A 16,980-nucleotide genomic window follows, 5' to 3' on the forward strand; every position below is an offset into this window, starting at 1 on the left:
AGCAGACGCAAAATCGCACCATGTGACCCTCACGAGTGCAATTCTGTGTTTGCTCGACAGAAAGGGATCCTGTGCCTGACAGCGAATTCACGGTGCCCGCCGTCGCCGCGGCCGTCGCGGCCGCGATACCGGAGCGGGACCTGGTCATCCAGGGTGAGCGACGATTCAGTTACGCGCAGATCCTCGAGCGGTCCAACCGTCTTGCCTCATACCTGCACTCGCGTGGCCTGGGCTGCCACCAGGAACGTTCTGCTCTGGCCGGCCACGAGGCGGGCCAGGATCTGATCGGCCTTTACGCCTACAACGGAAACGAATTCGTGGAGGCTTTGCTCGGCAGTTTCCAAGCCCGGGTGGCGCCATTCAACGTCAACTACCGCTACGTCAAGAATGAATTGCACTATCTGCTGGCCGATTCGGGGGCAACCGCCCTGATCTATCACGCGGCATTCGCGCCGCGCGTAGCCGAAGTCCTGCCGGATCTTCCGCAGCTTCGCGTCCTGCTACAGATTGCGGACGACTCCGGTCACGACTTGATCTATGGCGCGGTGGATTACGAGAGTGCCCTGGCGGCCAGTTCCCCGACGCCCCCGCCGGTGCAGCATTCCCCCGACGACTTGTACGTCCTCTACACGGGTGGCACGACCGGCATGCCGAAGGGCGTGTTGTGGCGCCAGCACGACATCTTCATGACGTCGTTCGGCGGGCGAAATCTCATGACCGGCGAGCCGTTCGGCTCCGTCGACGAGATCGTGGCGGCATTGGCTGTGGCCCCGGGTACCAAGCTGATGATCCTGCCGCCGCTGATCCATGGCGCGGCGCAATGGAGTGTGATGATGGCTCTGACGACCGGGCAGTCAGTCGTCTTTCCTTCCGTCGTAGACCATTTGGACGCTGACGACGTCGTCCGCACCATCGAGCACGAGCGGGTGTCAGTCGTGACGGTGGTAGGTGACGCGATTGCCCGGCCGTTGATAACCGCGATCGAGAAGGGGATTGCCGACGTGTCGTCGCTGGCCGTGGTGGCGAACGGCGGTGCCTTGCTGACTCCGTACGTCAAGCAGCGCTTGATCGAAACCTTGCCGAACGCTGTCGTCGTCGACGGGGTCGGGTCGTCGGAGACCGGGGCGCAGATGCACCACATGTCCATGTCGGGCGCGGTGTCCACCGGCACCTTCAACGCCGGCCCGGACACCTTCGTGGCCGCCGAGGATTTGTCGTCGATTTTGCCGCCGGGTCACGACGGCATCGGCTGGCTGGCGCAACGCGGCTACGTTCCGCTCGGTTACAAGGGCGATGCCGCCAAAACGGCTAAGACATTTCCGACGATCGACGGGGTGCGGTACGCGATTCCCGGAGACCGGGCGCGCCACCTCACCGGGGGCCACATCGAGTTACTCGGCCGTGATTCGGTGACCATCAATTCTGGCGGGGAAAAGATCTTCGCCGAGGAGGTCGAAACGGCAATCGCGTCGCATCCCGCGGTGGCCGACGTCGTGGTCGCGGGGCGGCCCAGCGAGCGTTGGGGACAGGAAGTCGTCGCCGTCGTCGCACTGGTCGATAGCGCGCGGGCCGAACCCGACGAGCTGGTGGCGCACGCGGCAAAGTCGTTGGCGCGCTACAAACTTCCAAAAGCGATCGTCTACCGCACGGTGATCGAGCGCAGCCCGTCGGGCAAGGCCGACTACCGGTGGGCACGCGAGCAGGCGATCAGCGGCTGAGCCGACGTGGCGCGCACTCGTCGGCCATCCCATTGATATTGTTTACTGTAATAATTACAGTACGAACTTACGCAGCAACGTTCCCGTGCCGATTGCCGGACAAGCTTGGAGATCTGAGTGACGAGTCAAGTCGATGACGCCACCGGCGCTGCCGAGCTATCCGTCGATCTGCGTGACCCATACCCGTTCTTCGCCCACAAACGACGCCAGGGCGGCGTGTTCGCGGGCACCGTCATGGACTACTCCAAGACGCCGGAGAACTTCCGGCCGAAATGCGAGTTCTCTGCGATGTCCTTCGATGCGGTCAACACCGTGTTCCGCAACAACCACGTGTTCACGTCAAAGCTGTACGACAAGACGATCGGGTTGTTCATGGGGCCGACCATTCTGGCAATGGAGGGCACGGAGCATCGCGAACACCGCAACCTGGTATCTGCGGCGTTCAAGTCCAAGGCGCTGGCCCGTTGGGAACCGACGATCGTGCGCCCCACCTGCAACGCCTTGATCGACGAGTTCGTCGACTCCGGCCGCGCCGACCTGGTCCGGGATTTCACCTTCGAGTTCCCCACCCGGATCATCGCGCAGCTGCTGGGCCTGCCTGCCGACGACCTGCCGATGTTCCGCAAGCGCGCCGTCGAGGTGATCAGCTACCACGTCAACTACGAACGCGCCTTCGAGGCGTCGGCGGCGCTCAAGGACTACTTCCTCGAACAGATCGAGAAGCGCAAATCCCAGCCCACCGAGGACATCATCGGCGATCTGGTCACCGCGGAGATCGACGGCGAAAAGCTCAGCGACGAGGCCATCTATTCCTTCCTGCGGTTGCTGCTGCCCGCCGGCCTGGAAACCACCTACCGGTCCTCGGGCAACCTGTTGTTTCTGCTGCTGAGCCATCCCGACCAGTTCGCGGCCCTGCAATCCGACCGTGGGCTGATCGGCCAGGTAATCGAAGAGGGGCTGCGCTTCGAGACTCCGCTGACCACCGTGCAGCGTTACACCACCGAAGACACTGAGCTGGAAGGGGTTTCGATTCCGGCACGCGCCATGATCAGTGTGTGCATCGGCTCGGCGAACCGCGACGAGCGGCGCTGGGAACGTCCAGAGGAATTCGACATCTTCCGTAAGCACATGCCGCACATCTCTTTCGCCGCCGGTGAACACACTTGTCTGGGTCTTCACCTGGCGCGGCTGGAAACCCGCGTCGCGCTGGAATGCCTGCTGGATCGGTTGACCGGTATCGAGCTGATCACCGATGACGACCCGCACATCCACGGTCAGCCATTCCGCTCCCCGACCGCCATTCCGGTGAAGTTCGAGGCGGCATAACGTGGTGCGGTCGCAATGATCAAGGTAATGGCCGGTTTTCGGGTTCTGGAAGTTGCGCAGTTCACGTTCGTGCCGGCTGCGGGAGCCATCCTGGCCGATTGGGGCGCGGACGTCATCAAGGTCGAGCACCCGCGGCGCGGTGACACCCAACGAGGCTTCTTGAACATGGGTGGCATTCAAGTCAATCCGGAACGGCACCCGCTCATGGAGCACCCCAACCGGGGCAAGCGCAGTGTTGGGATCGACGTCTCCACGCCGGGCGGCCAGGAAGTCCTGTACGAACTGGCCAAGACCTCCGACGTGTTTCTCACCAACTACCTGCCCGAGCAGCGCCAGAAGAACAAGTTCGACGTCGAACACATCCGCGCGGTTAATCCGGACATCGTCTACGCCCGAGGTACGGCTTACGGCGACAAGGGCATCGAGCGCGACATGGGAGGCTACGACGGCACGGCGTTCTGGACCCGCAGCGGCATCGGCTACGCGCTGACGCCTGAGGAGCTGGGCGGCGCGCTGACACAAGGCATTCCCGCCTTCGGCGATTCCATCGGCGGGATGAACATCGCCGGCGGCATCTCGGCCGCGCTGTTGCATCGGGAGCGCACCGGCGAAGCCCTCGAGGTCGACGTGTCGCTGCTGAGTACCGCCTGGTGGGCGGCGGGGGCAAGCGTGACGCAGGGCATGGAGAGCGGAGAGGTAATGCGGGTCGGGATGCCGGGATCGGCTGAGCCGTCGGTCAATCCGTTCATGGGTAACTACCAAACCTCCGATGGCGGCACCATCAACCTGTGCATCATCAGCCCGACCGGCTGCATCCGCGACACCTTCGAGCATCTCGGCATACCCGAGGTTGCTGACGATCCGCGCTTCGCCGAGGTGCTGCCGTTGCTGCGGAACGCGGATGCGGCAGCAGAGCTGATCGCCAAGGCATTCGCCGGCAAGCCCTTTGACTACTGGCGGCAACACCTGAAGACGATGAAAGGCCAGTGGGCGCCTTTTCAAAGCCTGCTCGACCTCGCCGACGACGAACAGGCCCTAGCCAACGACATGATCGCCGAAGTCGAGCTCACCACCGGTGGCGAGCCGTTTCGCGTCGTGCGCGGCCCCGTCCAGTTCAACCATGAGCCGCTGGAGACCACCCGAGCGCCGCAGGCGTCTGAGCACACCGAAATCGTTCTGATGGAGCTCGGCATGGATTGGGACCGCATAGCCGAACTGAAAGAGTCGGGAGCCATAGCGTGAATGACGTTGCGATCATTGGTGTGGGTCTGCATCCGTTCGGCCGCTTCGAGGGGAAGTCCGCGATGGAAATGGCCGCCGATGCCATCCAGCTCGCCCTGTCGGACGCCGGCCTGGAATGGAAGGACATCCAGTTCGCGGTGGGCGGCAGTTGGACGGTGGCGAACCCGGACGCGATCGTCGGCATGGTGGGGCTCACCGGTATCCCTTTCACCGATGTGTTCAACGCCTGCGCGACGGCGGCCAGCGCGACGAAGTTGTGCGCCGACGGTATTCGGCTGGGAGACTACGACATTGGCATCGCGATCGGCATGGACAAACACCCGCGCGGAGCTTTCACGGAGGACCCGGCGCTGGTCGGGATGCCGAGCTGGTATGCCGAGAACGGGCAATACCTCACCACCAAGTTCTTCGGCATGAAGGCCAACCGCTACCTGCACGACCACGGCATCTCCGTCGGCACGCTCGCCAAGGTCGCGGCGAAGAACTTTCGCAACGGAGCCCTGAACCCCAAAGCATTTCGCCGCAAGCCGATGTCCGAAGAAGCGATCCTGGCTTCGCCGGTGCTGAACTACCCGCTGACCCAGTACATGTTCTGCGCTCCCGACGAAGGCGCCGCCGCAGCCATCATGTGCCGAGCCGACATCGCGCACCGCTTCACGGCCAAACCCGTCTATGTTCGCGCGGTCGAGGTTCGCAGTCGCCGGTATGGCGCGTACGAGGTCAACACCACCTACGCACCGGTCGAGGAGGACGTCTCGCCGACCGTCTATGCCGCCAAGGCTGCGTTCGAAAAGGCTGGTCTGGCGCCGGAAGACGTCGGCGTCATCCAGCTTCAGGACACCGACGCCGGCGCAGAGCTGATCCACATGGCCGAAGCCGGATTCTGCGCCGACGGGGAGCAGGAGAAGTTATTGGCCGACGGGGCGACGGAGATCACCGGAACGTTGCCGGTCAACACTGACGGCGGGCTGATCGCCAACGGCGAGCCGATCGGGGCGTCCGGGCTGCGACAGGTGCATGAGCTGGTGCGCCAGTTGCGTGGTGAGGCCGGTGACCGCCAGGTCCCGGGAAATCCGCGAGCCGGGTTCGCGCAGGTTTACGGCGCACCCGGTACCGCCGCCGCGACGATCCTGACGACCTAACGAGCGCTACTCACGGGCGCCCAGAGCGGAGATGAACCGATCCATCACCGCGCCGGCTTCCTGGCGCGCCCGGTCGCGATCTTCTGCCCGCGCGATGTAAAGGGTCGCCTCGCGCATAGCTCCCAGCATCGTCAAGGCAGTCGCCTCGACCGGTTGGGGCGGGATACGCCCGGTGTCGATAGCGCTGCCGAGAAGCTCTCGCACCAGTCCGACGTTGTACCGGTTCCCAATCTCGTTCCACCGGGTCCATCCGAGCACCCCGGGGGCGTCGACGAGGACAATCCGCTGAATTTCGGTATCGGCGCATGCGTCCAGCCAGAATCCCGCACCCAGCCGCATGATCTCGACGGGGTCCGTCTGATTCGCGGAGGCTATGGCGTCACCCATCCGTGCTGCCACCTCTCCCTCGACTTGCTCAAACACTGCCGCGAAGAGCTCGGTCTTGTCGGAGAAATGGTGGTACAGCGCGCCGCGGGTCACGCCTGCATCGCGCACGATCGTTTCGAGGGCGACGTTGGTGAAGCCGTGCTCGGCGAACAACGCGCGGGCCGCGGCGATCAGCGATTCACGTGTTTCTGCCGCCCGTTCCGCCTGCGTCCGACGCGGGCCACCCATCTGCTTGCCTTTCATACATACGGTATGTATGTTCATACCGTATGTAGGTAATCTTTTCGCTCACCTTAACCCAGGAGTGCTCAGATGCCCATCCTCGACTTGCCGCAGGGACGGATTCATTACCGGTTCGCCGGACCGGACGACAGCGCGACGCCGCCCGTGGTGTTCGTGCACGGCCTGTTGGTCAGTAGCGAATTATGGACGCCGACGGCAGACGCCCTTGCTGCCCGCGGTGTGCGTTCGTATGCGCTGGACCTGCCGCTTGGGTGTCACCCCATCGCACTGCGACGCGAGGCCGATCTGCGCCCTGCCGGCGTCGCAGGTCTGATCGTCGCGTTCATCGAGGAGCTGGGGTTGACCGATGTCGTCCTGGTCGGCAACGACACCGGAACTGCGTTGTGCCAGTTCGTTGTAGACATCGATGACAGTCGGATCGGACAACTCGTGTTGACAAACGGCGACGCCTTCGATCAATTCCCGCCCCGCTCACTGCGCCCGGTTTTCAATGTCGGACGCCACCCAGCTGGCATCTATGCGCTGATGACGATCATGCGGCCTGCCTGGCTACGGCAACGCATTCAGGGCCAAACCGTATCCAAGCCTTTGGATTCCGAGTTGACCCGGCGTTGGATCACACCGGCGCTGGCCGACCGCGGCGTTCGGCGCGACACCGCCAAGTTCTTGCGCGGTGTCGATGCTTCAGAGCTGCTCGACATATCCGCGCGGCTTAAGCGCTTCCCGAAACCCGTGCTGTTGCTCTGGGGTGATGAGGACCGGCTCTTCCCAATCGAACTCGCGCACCGACTGCAGAACACCTTTCCCGATGCCCGGCTGATCGAAATTCCCGGCGGACGCACATTTTTCCCGCTCGACGAGCCGCAACGAGTGGCCGACGCAATCCAGTCAGCCTGGCAACGGCAGCGCTGAGGCCGTGCCATTCGCAACAGCGTCGAAGCCCGAAATGATCGTGTCGTCGGTCAGCTTCGAATGTGCTGCGAGCCAATCATGGTAGGCACGAATCTGCCGGCGGCCCTGCGGCGAGGTGATCGTAGCCATGAGGCTGGCCGCTTCCATCCGCGTAGCACGGGGGAAACGATGGTTGCCGGCGTCATACACCACACGTTTGATCTCACGATTAAGCTTCGGCGAGCGATCGGACAAGCGCCTCGCGAGCACAGCGGTTTCTTCGTGCAGATCGGATCTTACCGTGATGCGATTCACCAGGCCGTACCGGTGTGCGGTTTGAGCGTTGAGCGGCTGACCGTCCAGCAGCAACTCCAATGCCCGTGCGCTGCCGACCATTCGGACGAGGCGTTGGGTGCCGCCGGCGGCGGCGAGCATGGCGATTGCCGATTCGGGCAGTCCGATCAGTGTGTCGTCGGCCATGACGCGGATATCGCATGCCAACGCGAACACGCAACCCATGCCCAAGGCAATGCCGTTTATCGCGGTGACGAATACTTTGTCCATCGTGTTCATCCGGCGTAACGCGGCATACGTCCGCGCCATGAATTCGAGGTCCGCCACCGGCGTCCTACGTAGCAGGCGCGCAGCTGCAGCGCTGTGGCCGGATATGTTCGCAAGTGGAATGACCGACCGCGCACAGGAGTACGGCACTTCGAACGGCAGCGCCTGAGACGCGCTCAACAACAAGCGCATGTCGAGATGGGTGATGTAAGTGTGCTCCGTACCGGTGAACACCACCGCGCCGATAGTCTTGTCGCGCCGCAGTTTACGGGTCAGCACGTCAAGTTCCATCGCCATCCGCCGGTCGAAAAAATGGCGTGGGCGGTGGTTGAACGTGACCGTCAGGACTCGACCGGTTCGCTGGGTGAGCAGCCGAGGTGACTCATCCATCTTCGCGGACTCCGTCCGACCATGCCAGCGCCAGCTTCTCCACCAATGTGACGGCTTGGTGCACAGTGTTCCAGCGAACTTGATCTACGGTGTCGCTTCTCATGTGCAAGTTGCGGATCCAGCCTCCGTCGTAGGAAAGCAGCGAGATGGCATGCATCCCTTGGTACCTGGCCATGCTCGTGTCGCACACGTTGGGAAACGACACCATGCGCAGCTCGATTCCGGCTGCGGCTGCCACATCCGTCGCCAATTTGACATCTGCGGCGGCCAGTCGACCCGTCAGACCTTCGCGGCGGGCGACGACCAGGTGCCCTCCACTGCCGAGCGAGTCAAGGTTGATGACAAGGGTCTTGTCCGGATCGAGGTGACGGCTATGGCCCTGCACCCATGCACGCATGCCGGTGTTGCCGGCTTCCTCGCCGCCGGGAAACACCAGCAGGACATCGGTTTCGGCGAGCCGATGCGTTGCAAGGCGATTGGCGACCTCGAGTACCGATGCCACACCGGTCGCGTTGTCGTTTGCCCCGGGCGTGGTGTAGCTGCGCGCCGACTGAATCATGGCCACGGTGGCTGTCGCGAGAGCGAACTGTGCTGCTCGCCGCACCGGCCACAGCGGTAGCATCTGAGCCGCCATGGCCGCCAACACCGGAGCATGCGTGGGCAGGGTTTCGCCTGTGCGTCTTGACCACATCCGGTTGAGCGCGACGGTGCGTGGATGCCATACCAACCCGTTGTGCGCAGCGTCGTGATGAGCAACTAGGACAACGGTTCTGCGGGCCTTGCTGGCGGCTGGTATCAGTGCGGTCACCGAGACGCCTCGGCTGGCGGGAAGCAGCCGCCTGACCCATTGGTTGCGGCCGCTCACCTCGAGCTCATACGAGGCAGCCAGTCCGGCCGCGAGCAGCCGCCCGGGCATGCCTCCGACGGTGCCGGCGGCAAGTGCGGCAAGCGCATACGCAGCATTTGCGGGTGCCCACGAAGACTGACTGCGGAACTCGACCATCGCGACGTCGGCCGTTCCGATATCTATGAGGCGATTGGCAATCCATTCGGCGGAACGGCGCTCACCGGCCGTCGTCGTTCGGCGATCAAACGATGCCAACTGTTCGACATCGCTGCGCAGACGAGGCGTTGCCTGGTTGCTGGTGGCAGGTGATACGGCGGTCATCGAAACCCTCCCATGGTCTCCAGGACAGTCTGTCGCGAGCTTGCCGGACGCGCTTTCAAAAACGTGCGCTCGATTGGTGCGGTGTTCAGCCGGTAGTCTTTCGGATGTGGGGGCCCCGTTAATGTCGCCGACCTGCGATGCCGCCGCACGGCCCAGACTCTGGCTGGGACGGGGCTATGCCGGGTACCTCGGCCCGGCCCTGAGCATCGATCCGCATTCCACAGCGGTTGCCTGCCTAGCGGTCGGCATCGACGATCGATTTACGTTTCGGGCCGAAGGCGTCGGCGACGTAGCGGCGCGTAGTGCGTATTCGCCCGCCCGCTACAAACATCAGTTGATCCCCGGGCATGGCCGGATGCTGTTCGTGTTCGTGGAGCCGACGGCGCTCGCGACTCCCGACTACGCCGCGCATATGCATCGCGCAATCGGACCGTTCGGCTTCGACCACCACGCCGAGCATCAACTGGTGGTGTTGTGTCAGCAGCCCGACGTGGAGATCGCGAGCATCATGCGGCGTTTGAGGCTGTCGGTGCCGCGCGTCATGGACCCCCGCATCCGGGCGGCGATCGCGACGATTCGCGCTGACCCGGCGGGCGACACCAGTGCCACAAAGATGGCCCTCGAGCTGGGTCTATCCACGTCGTACTTCCTGCGGCTGTTCAGCAACCAGACAGCGACCAGCTATCGGCGTTACAAGCTGTGGGCCCGGATGATTCACGCAGCAGATGGACTTACGGCAGGACATGATCTGACTCGCTGCGCCGTTGACGCCGGATTCGACTCACTGTCGCATTTCAGCCGAACATTTCATTCGATGTTCGGGTTGTCGCCCAGCGCACTTCTCGGCGCCGGGGTGCGCCTTGCCATCGAACCGTCAACCTGACGAGCAGACGCAAAAGCTCCCGAAAACAGCTGAAATAAGGGACTTTTGCGTCTGCTCGCGCTACTTGGCCGGCGCTGCGTAGGCCGGCTTGCCCAGGCCGAGCGTGTATTGGGCAATCATGTTGCGGAAGACCTCCAGCGTTCCGCCATAAATGCCCACCAGTGGCGCGAAGCGATAGACGTATTCGGCGCTGCCGTCGTCGGCGGCCCCGTCGGTTCCGTAAGGAAGAGCCGACGCGGCTCCGAGCAAGTCCATCAGATCAGGCGAAATGTCGCGCATCGTCTGCGCGATTGCCACCCGACCGAAGATGTTCGGCGCCGACAGTGCAGCCTCCATCCGCGCGACGCTGCGGCCCAGCCGATAACCGACCGACTGATCGTCGAGCAGACGACGTCCGCTGGCATCCCGCCGCGTCACCTGCGCAGCAGCCTTGTCCACCGCTGTCGACATGGAACCCGCCTGGTGCATCATTATCGAGTTGTCCTGCAAGCCATCTGCGGACGCGGCGACGGCGCCGTGTTCGGTGTTGAGCGGTTCCCGCAGCACTGTCCAGCCCGCGTTCACGTCGCCCAGGCGGTACTTGTCGTCGACCCGGACGTCGCTGTAGTAGACGATGTTGGTGCGGTCGCCGTCCACCGTGCGGATGCCCTGGATTTCGATGCCCGGCGAGTTCAGCGGAACCAGAAACATGGTCAGGCTCTTGTGTTTTGGCGCGTCGGGTGCGGTGTTGGTGATGAGGAATACGTACTGGCAATTGTGCGCACCGGTGGTGAACATCTTGGAGCCGTTGATAATCCAGCCGGCGCCGTCGCGCACGGCGCGGGTCTTGCAAGTGGCGACGTCGGAGCCGCCTTCGGGTTCGGTGTAGCCCAGGCACAGCCTGACATGGCCGCTGAAGACTCCCGGCATCACCTCCTCCTGCAGTTCGGGCGAGCCGAACTTGGCCACCGACCGTGCCACCATGGCGGTGGTTCCCCAGGTCACCCACGGCACATGCGCTCGCCTTTTCTCGAGCTCCCAGATCCGCCGCTGTACCCGGGTGAAGCCGCCGTCGCCTGCCGACTTCCATTCGCCGGCCAAGTATCCTGCCGCGCCGAACGCCAAGTGCAGACCCTCGTCGAAGTTGTCGCCCGTCTCGCGGTCTCGACGCCTGACCTCGTCGGTCATATGTGTGGCCAAAAAGCTGCGTGCCTCGTCATAGAACGCTTGGTCCTCGACGGACAGCTGGACACGGGAAAAGTCCACTATGTAATTCCTATCGCTAAACTTGCGCCGTCTCGCGGCCGGCAACGATGTCGGCGATCCGCTGAGCGGACGCTGCAGGATCGCCGCCCGCCAAGGGCCAGCCCCTGGCTCGCACCAGATACGCCGTCGCGGCAGCCTCGGCCGAAACACCAAGTCCGCCTTGAATGTGGACGGCCATGGTTGCGGCTTTGGCGGCTTCCTCGGCCATGAAGACAAATGCCGACGATGCCAGCTCGGGCCGTTCATCGGGCTCGTTGTCCAGGAACCAGGCAGCCCGCCGCGCCAGGTTGCGTCCACCCTGGACGGTAATGGCCATGTTCGCCAGCGGATGCGAAATGCCCTGCAGCGTAGAGATAGGCACGCCCAGCGTGTAGCGGGTCTTGGCGAACTCGGCGGCGATGGTCATCGTCTCCTCGACCAGGCCGACCAGCGCCGCGGCGGTCAGCAGCCGCCACTCATCCAGTGCCCGTTGGTAACTCGCCTGCGCTTCGGGTCCCTCGGCGAGGACAGTACGGGTGTCGGCGGCGGCCGGATCGACCCAGGCCATCGGCAGCCGGCCGATGTTGTCGACTTTCGCGGGTCGGGTCCCGAAGGTCAGGCGCACAATCTCGTCGCCCTCCCGGACCAGGATGTGATCGGCAACCGAGCCCGTCGGAATCAACCGGGCCCCCGGCACGGTGTCGATTCGCGCATCGAATGCGGCGAGCTGTTCGCCGTCCGCCACCCCGGCGGTCTCGGCACCCAGCGCCGAAAGGCGTGCCAAAAGCCTTGCGGCGCATACATGGTCGATCCACGGGACCGGCGCCAGCGCCCGCCCGATCTCTTCGGCCACCAGGGTGAGGTCGACCAGCGTCGCACCGTCGCCGCCGCTGGATTCGGGCAGCGCCATCGTCGAGGCGCCCATCGCGCACAACCGCTCCCAGAGATTCTTGTCGAAGCCGGACGGCTCTGCGGCGCGGACGGTTTCGATCGGGCAGTGGGTCTTGAAGAACTGCCGGTAGGCGGTTTGCAGGTCCACGTGGTGTTCGGACAGGCCGTAGTCCTGTCTGCGAAGTTCGAAGCGATCCATCAGTGCTCCTGTCCGAAGAAGAATTCCTGGGCGTTGTTATACAGATAGTTGTCGAGGACCTCGGCCGGCAGATCCAGCGCACGGGCTTCGGGGATCACCCGCCGCATCCGCAACACCGGCCAGTCCGAGGCGAAGATCACCTTGCCCGGCCCGCGCGTTCGCATGTAGTGCAGCAGGCTTTCCGGCAGCCGCTTCGGCGACCACGCCGACGTCATCAAGCGCAGATTGGCGTATTTCAGCAGCAACCGGATAGCGACGTCCCACCACGGATCCGCTCCGTGGATCATGCACAGTCGCAGTTCGGGAAAACGGACACACACCCGGTCGAGATGCATGGGGTGTTGCACCTCACCGGGGATCGGCGGTCCGGGGATACCGGTGTTGACGCAGAGCGGAAGATCCAGTTCGGCGGACTTGGCGTAGAGCGGATAGTAGACGGCATCACTGGGCGGATACTGGCCGTCGCCCCAAAAGCTCGGTCCCACAGCGGCATACGCCACTGGCAGATCACGCACTACGGCGCTCAGCTCTCGCAGCGGCCGCACCGGGCGCAACAGGTTGACCCCGCCCATCGCCAGCGCGAACCGGTCCGGCTTGGCATCGACGAACTTGCGTGCCATGGTGGACGGGTTTGTCAGCGAGTCCATCAGGATCGCCTTCTGCACACCGAGAGCGTCCATTTCTTCGAGCAGTTCGGACAAGTCGACCGGCGCGAACATCGACTCCGGGCCCTTGAAGTAATCGTCGCGGACCTTCAGCATCCAGCCGGGCTGCGCCTCGGCTTCGCCGAAGTGCACGTTGACCAGGCAGTCAATAGCTTTATCGTTCACGACTTCCTTCGGGATCGACGGCCGCTCCTGTGGCCGAAACGGGTTGCGTCACTTGCTCTTTTGCCCACCTGTAGTTCGGTTTGCCATTGCCCAGACGCTGTATCTGCTCGACGAAGATGAATGCCTTGGGCGCCTTGAAATGCGCTAGTTGCGTGGTGCACAAGTTGTGCAACGTCTGCTCGTCTTCGGTGATAGCGGACCCGGGCTGCGGCGCGACGAGCGCCACCACCTCTTGACCCCATCGTTCGCTCGGGCGCCCGATCACCAAGGCGTCGGCAACATCGGGGTGCGCGCGCAGCACCTCCTCGACCTCTTCGACGAACACCTTTTCGCCGCCGGTGTTGACCACCAGCGAGTCACGCCCGAACAGCCGGATGGTGCCGTCATTTTCGATCGATGCGCGGTCGCCGGGTATCACCACCCGCTGGCCGTCGATCTCCGGAAACGTTCGTTGGGTGGCTGGTGCGTCGTTGAAATACCCCAGCGGGATCCTGCCCAACCTGGCGGTCCAGCCGATCTCCCGCTCACCCGGCCGCAGGAACCGGGTGCGGTCGGCCGAGACCACCCGCACCCCGGACCTGGGTTCAAACGTCTCGCTGGCGTTGCCGTTGCGGCTGTGGCCGAATGCCATATTGCCGGTTTCCGAAGAGCCGTAGCCTTCGATGATCGTGATGTGCGGCAGACATTCCATCAGTGCGCGTTTGTATTTCGCGTTTGTGGCGGCTCCGCCGGTTCCGATCGCGTTCAGGGTGGACAAGTCGTACGAATGCGCACGCAGTTCAGCGACCAACGGTCCGGCATACGCGTCGCCGACCATCGTCATCATGCCCACCTTTTCGCGCTCGGCGGTTGCCCACACCGACCGTACGTCGAGCTTGTTGCGGTCGTCGTACAGCACGACCGGCAGGCCCGCGCACAGCGCCGAGAACGCGGTCCACATACCCGCCGCGTGCATCAATGGAGACACCGCGAACCACGCGGGGCCGCCGTTGCGAACCTTGTTGTGTATCTCGGTGACGTTCTGATGATCGGCCCCCACCATCGACGCCACGTACATGTCGCTCTGCCGCCACAGAACTCCCTTGGGACGGCCCGTCGTTCCGCCGGTACACATCATGATCAGGTCGTCGGGTGAGCCGACCGTGTCGCGGTCCGGCGACACCTCCGGCAAGATTTCATCCAGCGAGATCGCCCCGGGCAGTTCTGCAACCGTGCTCCCGTCGTCGATCGACAACAGCAGCTCGGTGCTGTCGGGCGGGAGCACGTCGGCGAACCGGGCGCCGAGGGAACGGTGATAGATGATGCCGCGCGGGCCGACGTAGTCGAGCAGGTCGCGGATCTCACGCGCCGCGTAGTGGTGGTTGATGTTGACCGGGACTGTCCGCGCCTTGAGACACCCAATCACCATGTCCGGGTACAGATCGTTGTACATGATGAGCGCCACCCGGTCCTGGCCGCATTCCCAACGCTGCAGGGACTCACGCGGGCGATGGACGCCAAATCCCTTGCCGTTGAGCAGATTCGCCAATCGGTTGGTGCGCTCTGCCGAGTCCGCGAAGGCGCTCCGCCGGTTTCCGCATACTGTCATCAGCCGGTCGGGAACGACATCGGCAATGGCGTCGAGTACCGCCCCGACCGTCCATTCACTCACGGTTTAGGCCGCCTAGGCTGACACTGTGGCTTTGACACCGAGAAGATCCAAAGCGTTGTCGCGCATAATCTTACGAATATCCGCTTCGGTGAACTCGGTGAGTTCTTCGGTGAACGACACCGGCGACTCGAGCCCTTCTCCGTGCGGCCAGTCCGAACCGAACAAGATCTTGTCGACGCCGATGACATCGGCCAGCGCGCGCAAATCGTCCTCGTAGTAAGGAGCGATCCACACATTGTTACGGAGCTGTTCCACCGGATCCTCGGGGAACAACCGCGGGTGGTTGTTGGCGGCTTTCTTCAGGCGCTTGACCAGACGGTAGACGAAGTACGACCCGTTTTCGATGCTGACTGCCTTGAGCTTCGGATGGCGAGTGAACACACCATGCGCGATCATCGACGCCATCGTGTCGTGAATCGCGCGATCATCGACGAGTATCTGATCCAATGGATCCGATCCGCCGAATGCCTCAAAAGTCGACTTGCCGCCCCACATTCCCGCGACCTGCAGGTAGCCGCTGTCGCTCAGGTGAAATCCGACCGGTACGCCGGCGTCTGCCAACCGGGCCCAGACGGGATCATGGCTGGGGTCGCCGAGCGAGCGCGGCTTGACCACTCCCGGTACCGGCGCCGGGCGCACCAGAACAAGTTTGGCGCCGTGGCTCAACACGTACTCGAGCTCGTCGACGGCCTTGGCCGGGTCGGCCAGCGAGATGATCGGCGCGGCGACGATTCGGTGGTCCGGACGGTCGAATCCCCAGTCCTCGTCCAGCCATAAATTAAACGCGTGCACCGAGGCCATCGTCGCGTCGACATCGTGCTTGAGCGCTTCCTCGACACCGCAGCCGAATGTCGGCAACATGAACACGGTCTCGATGCCCTGCGTGTCCATCACCCGAACGCGGGCGTCCCGGTTCTGATACTCCGGGTGCTCCCCCAGACGCTCGACCTTCATCAGGGACGCCGGATCGACGCCCTCGGGAATCTCGCCGCGGAACAGCAAGTCCAGGCAACCCGGGACGATGATCGGGTCAAAGGTCGGGTTGGGAATGAACCGGTTGACCCGGTCACCGATGATCGCCTGGGTGTGCTTGCCGTCGCTGAACATCTGGACGCCACGCCTGCGGAACTTCTTGTCCAGGTGCCGGGTGAAGGCGTCCAGTGGCTCGTAGTAGTGATTGTCGACGTCGATGGCTTGATAGCCCAAGTTACTCATGATCGTCCTCTCTGATACGCCACTACGCATCCGACGGGGTGAGCGACGGGAACTGCGGCGGTCGCTTCTGCAGGAAGCTCGTGATCCCCTCGATGACATCCGGCCTTGGCATGGCCTCGTGCAGCAACACCTCGGCTCGCGAAGTCGCTTCCCCGACATCGCGATTGGCGTCGCCGTATACCTGCTGTTTGATCACCGCCATCGAAGCCGGCGAGCAGTTGGCGGCGATGTCCTCGGCGTATTCCAGTGCCCGCTTCATCAGGTTCTCGGGTGCGACGACTTCCTTGACCAAGCCGAGCGCGGCCGCCTCCTCAGCGAGGAATGTGCGGCCGCTGAGCAACAGGTCGAGCGCGACGCCCCAGCTGGTCAGGCGCGGAAGGATCCACGAGATGCCGAACTCGGCGATCAGGCCGCGGCGGGCGAACACCGCGGCGAACTTGGCTCCCGCGGCGGCGAACCGGACGTCGCACATCAGCGCCTGGGTGAGACCGATTCCGACACATGCTCCGTTGATGGCGGCGACGACGGGCTTGCGCAGCGTGGTGACGAAGTGGGGCGGACGCTCGCCGACCATGTCGGCCAGGTTGGTCTGCTTTGCGTTTTCCATCTTTTCGCCGACCTCGCCAGCTGAATTGGGCGCGCCCAGATAGGCGCCGGCGCAGAAACCTTTGCCCCGGCCGGTCAGGAGGATTGCGCGGATCGCCGGGTCTTGTTCGGCGCGGTCGATACCGGCGTAAAACGCGGCGGCGATGTCGGGACCCCAGGCGTTGAGACGCTCGGGCCGGTTTAGGGTGATGATTGCCACGCCGGTCGAAGTCGCTTCGTAGAGCACTGCGTCGTCGGAGTTACCTTCCGAGGAGTTGCCCGACATACGCTGTCGTACCTCCTCGCCCGCGATTATCGGATCCGACTGACTTTGTACGCATACTGTATACCTATCGGTACCGCATTCCACAACTGCCGTCGCGCCCCGCGGAGCAGCGCAAACCAACAAATTTCCGGTTGCTCGAAGGTTACCG

Annotated in this window: 15 protein-coding genes; 6 read left to right on the forward strand and 9 right to left on the reverse strand. The window is 63.7% G+C overall.

From position 1 onward, the window contains the following. Nucleotides 1–71 precede the first annotated feature (71 nt). The 4 genes from A9W99_RS22205 (at nucleotide 72) to A9W99_RS22220 (ending at nucleotide 5,428) form a co-directional block, all read left to right on the forward strand. The gene (locus tag A9W99_RS22205) at nucleotides 72–1,718 is read left to right on the forward strand and encodes an acyl-CoA synthetase (protein ID WP_067383301.1); all 1,647 of its coding nucleotides are present in this window, start codon (nucleotides 72–74) and stop codon (nucleotides 1,716–1,718) included. Nucleotides 1,719–1,835: 117 nt separating this feature from the next. After that, a complete protein-coding gene (locus tag A9W99_RS22210; RefSeq protein WP_067383304.1) occupies nucleotides 1,836–3,044 on the forward strand; it encodes a cytochrome P450 in 1,209 nt (402 codons plus the stop codon). 27 nt (nucleotides 3,045–3,071) lie between these two features. After that, a complete protein-coding gene (locus tag A9W99_RS22215; protein ID WP_082930156.1) occupies nucleotides 3,072–4,286 on the forward strand; it encodes a CaiB/BaiF CoA-transferase family protein in 1,215 nt (404 codons plus the stop codon). Next, complete coding sequence (locus tag A9W99_RS22220; protein ID WP_067383309.1) at nucleotides 4,283–5,428, forward strand: thiolase family protein; 1,146 nt, start codon at nucleotides 4,283–4,285, stop codon at nucleotides 5,426–5,428. Before A9W99_RS22215 ends, A9W99_RS22220 begins: the two co-directional genes overlap by 4 nt. A gap of 6 nt (nucleotides 5,429–5,434) precedes the next feature. Here A9W99_RS22220 and A9W99_RS22225 read toward each other — a convergent pair whose 3' ends face one another. Next, a complete protein-coding gene (locus tag A9W99_RS22225; RefSeq protein ID WP_156623249.1) occupies nucleotides 5,435–6,043 on the reverse strand; it encodes a TetR/AcrR family transcriptional regulator in 609 nt (202 codons plus the stop codon). Between the two features lie 84 nt (nucleotides 6,044–6,127). Here A9W99_RS22225 and A9W99_RS22230 point away from each other — a divergent pair, with 84 nt between their 5' ends. Further along, a complete protein-coding gene (locus A9W99_RS22230) occupies nucleotides 6,128–6,970 on the forward strand; it encodes an alpha/beta fold hydrolase (protein ID WP_067383316.1) in 843 nt (280 codons plus the stop codon). Here the strand turns inward: A9W99_RS22230 and A9W99_RS22235 are convergent. Both A9W99_RS22235 and A9W99_RS22240 read right to left on the reverse strand, forming a co-directional pair. After that, the gene (locus A9W99_RS22235) at nucleotides 6,947–7,801 is read right to left on the reverse strand and encodes an enoyl-CoA hydratase/isomerase family protein (protein ID WP_172828928.1); all 855 of its coding nucleotides are present in this window, start codon (nucleotides 7,799–7,801) and stop codon (nucleotides 6,947–6,949) included. The two genes, A9W99_RS22230 and A9W99_RS22235, sit on opposite strands and share 24 nt — an antisense overlap. Before the next feature lie 91 nt (nucleotides 7,802–7,892). Next, nucleotides 7,893–9,068 carry a M28 family metallopeptidase gene (locus tag A9W99_RS22240; RefSeq protein ID WP_067383322.1) on the reverse strand — a complete coding sequence of 392 codons (1,176 nt, stop codon included), beginning with the start codon at nucleotides 9,066–9,068 and terminating at the stop codon, nucleotides 7,893–7,895. Nucleotides 9,069–9,174: 106 nt separating this feature from the next. On the opposite strand from A9W99_RS22240, the gene A9W99_RS22245 reads away from it, so the two are divergent. Continuing rightward, nucleotides 9,175–9,951: an AraC family transcriptional regulator gene (locus A9W99_RS22245; protein WP_172828929.1), complete on the forward strand. Its 777-nt coding sequence runs from the start codon at nucleotides 9,175–9,177 to the stop codon at nucleotides 9,949–9,951. 60 nt (nucleotides 9,952–10,011) lie between these two features. On the opposite strand, the gene A9W99_RS22250 is transcribed toward A9W99_RS22245, so the two are convergent. The 6 genes from A9W99_RS22250 to A9W99_RS22275 are packed head-to-tail and all read right to left on the reverse strand — an operon-like array spanning nucleotide 10,012 to nucleotide 16,832. Continuing rightward, nucleotides 10,012–11,196, reverse strand: a complete 1,185-nt coding sequence (locus tag A9W99_RS22250; RefSeq protein WP_067383329.1) for an acyl-CoA dehydrogenase family protein — start codon at nucleotides 11,194–11,196, stop codon at nucleotides 10,012–10,014. 16 nt (nucleotides 11,197–11,212) lie between these two features. Beyond that, nucleotides 11,213–12,265, reverse strand: coding sequence for an acyl-CoA dehydrogenase family protein (locus tag A9W99_RS22255; protein ID WP_067383332.1), 1,053 nt, complete (start codon nucleotides 12,263–12,265; stop codon nucleotides 11,213–11,215). Beyond that, on the reverse strand, nucleotides 12,265–13,095 hold the full coding sequence (locus tag A9W99_RS22260; RefSeq protein ID WP_067383334.1) for an amidohydrolase family protein: 831 nt from the start codon (nucleotides 13,093–13,095) through the stop codon (nucleotides 12,265–12,267). Before A9W99_RS22260 ends, A9W99_RS22255 begins: the two co-directional genes overlap by 1 nt. Next, nucleotides 13,085–14,746, reverse strand: a complete 1,662-nt coding sequence (locus tag A9W99_RS22265) for an acyl-CoA synthetase (protein ID WP_067383337.1) — start codon at nucleotides 14,744–14,746, stop codon at nucleotides 13,085–13,087. Before A9W99_RS22265 ends, A9W99_RS22260 begins: the two co-directional genes overlap by 11 nt. A 12-nt stretch (nucleotides 14,747–14,758) precedes the next feature. Beyond that, nucleotides 14,759–15,961: an amidohydrolase family protein gene (locus A9W99_RS22270; RefSeq protein WP_067383340.1), complete on the reverse strand. Its 1,203-nt coding sequence runs from the start codon at nucleotides 15,959–15,961 to the stop codon at nucleotides 14,759–14,761. A 22-nt stretch (nucleotides 15,962–15,983) separates the two neighbouring features. After that, nucleotides 15,984–16,832 (reverse strand): enoyl-CoA hydratase, encoded by an 849-nt coding sequence (locus tag A9W99_RS22275; RefSeq protein WP_067383342.1) that lies wholly within the window; start codon nucleotides 16,830–16,832, stop codon nucleotides 15,984–15,986. Between the last annotated feature and the right edge of the window lie 148 nt (nucleotides 16,833–16,980).

This window comes from Mycobacterium sp. 1164966.3 (assembly GCF_001665395.1).
In the GTDB taxonomy this organism is placed as follows: Bacteria; Actinomycetota; Actinomycetes; order Mycobacteriales; family Mycobacteriaceae; genus Mycobacterium.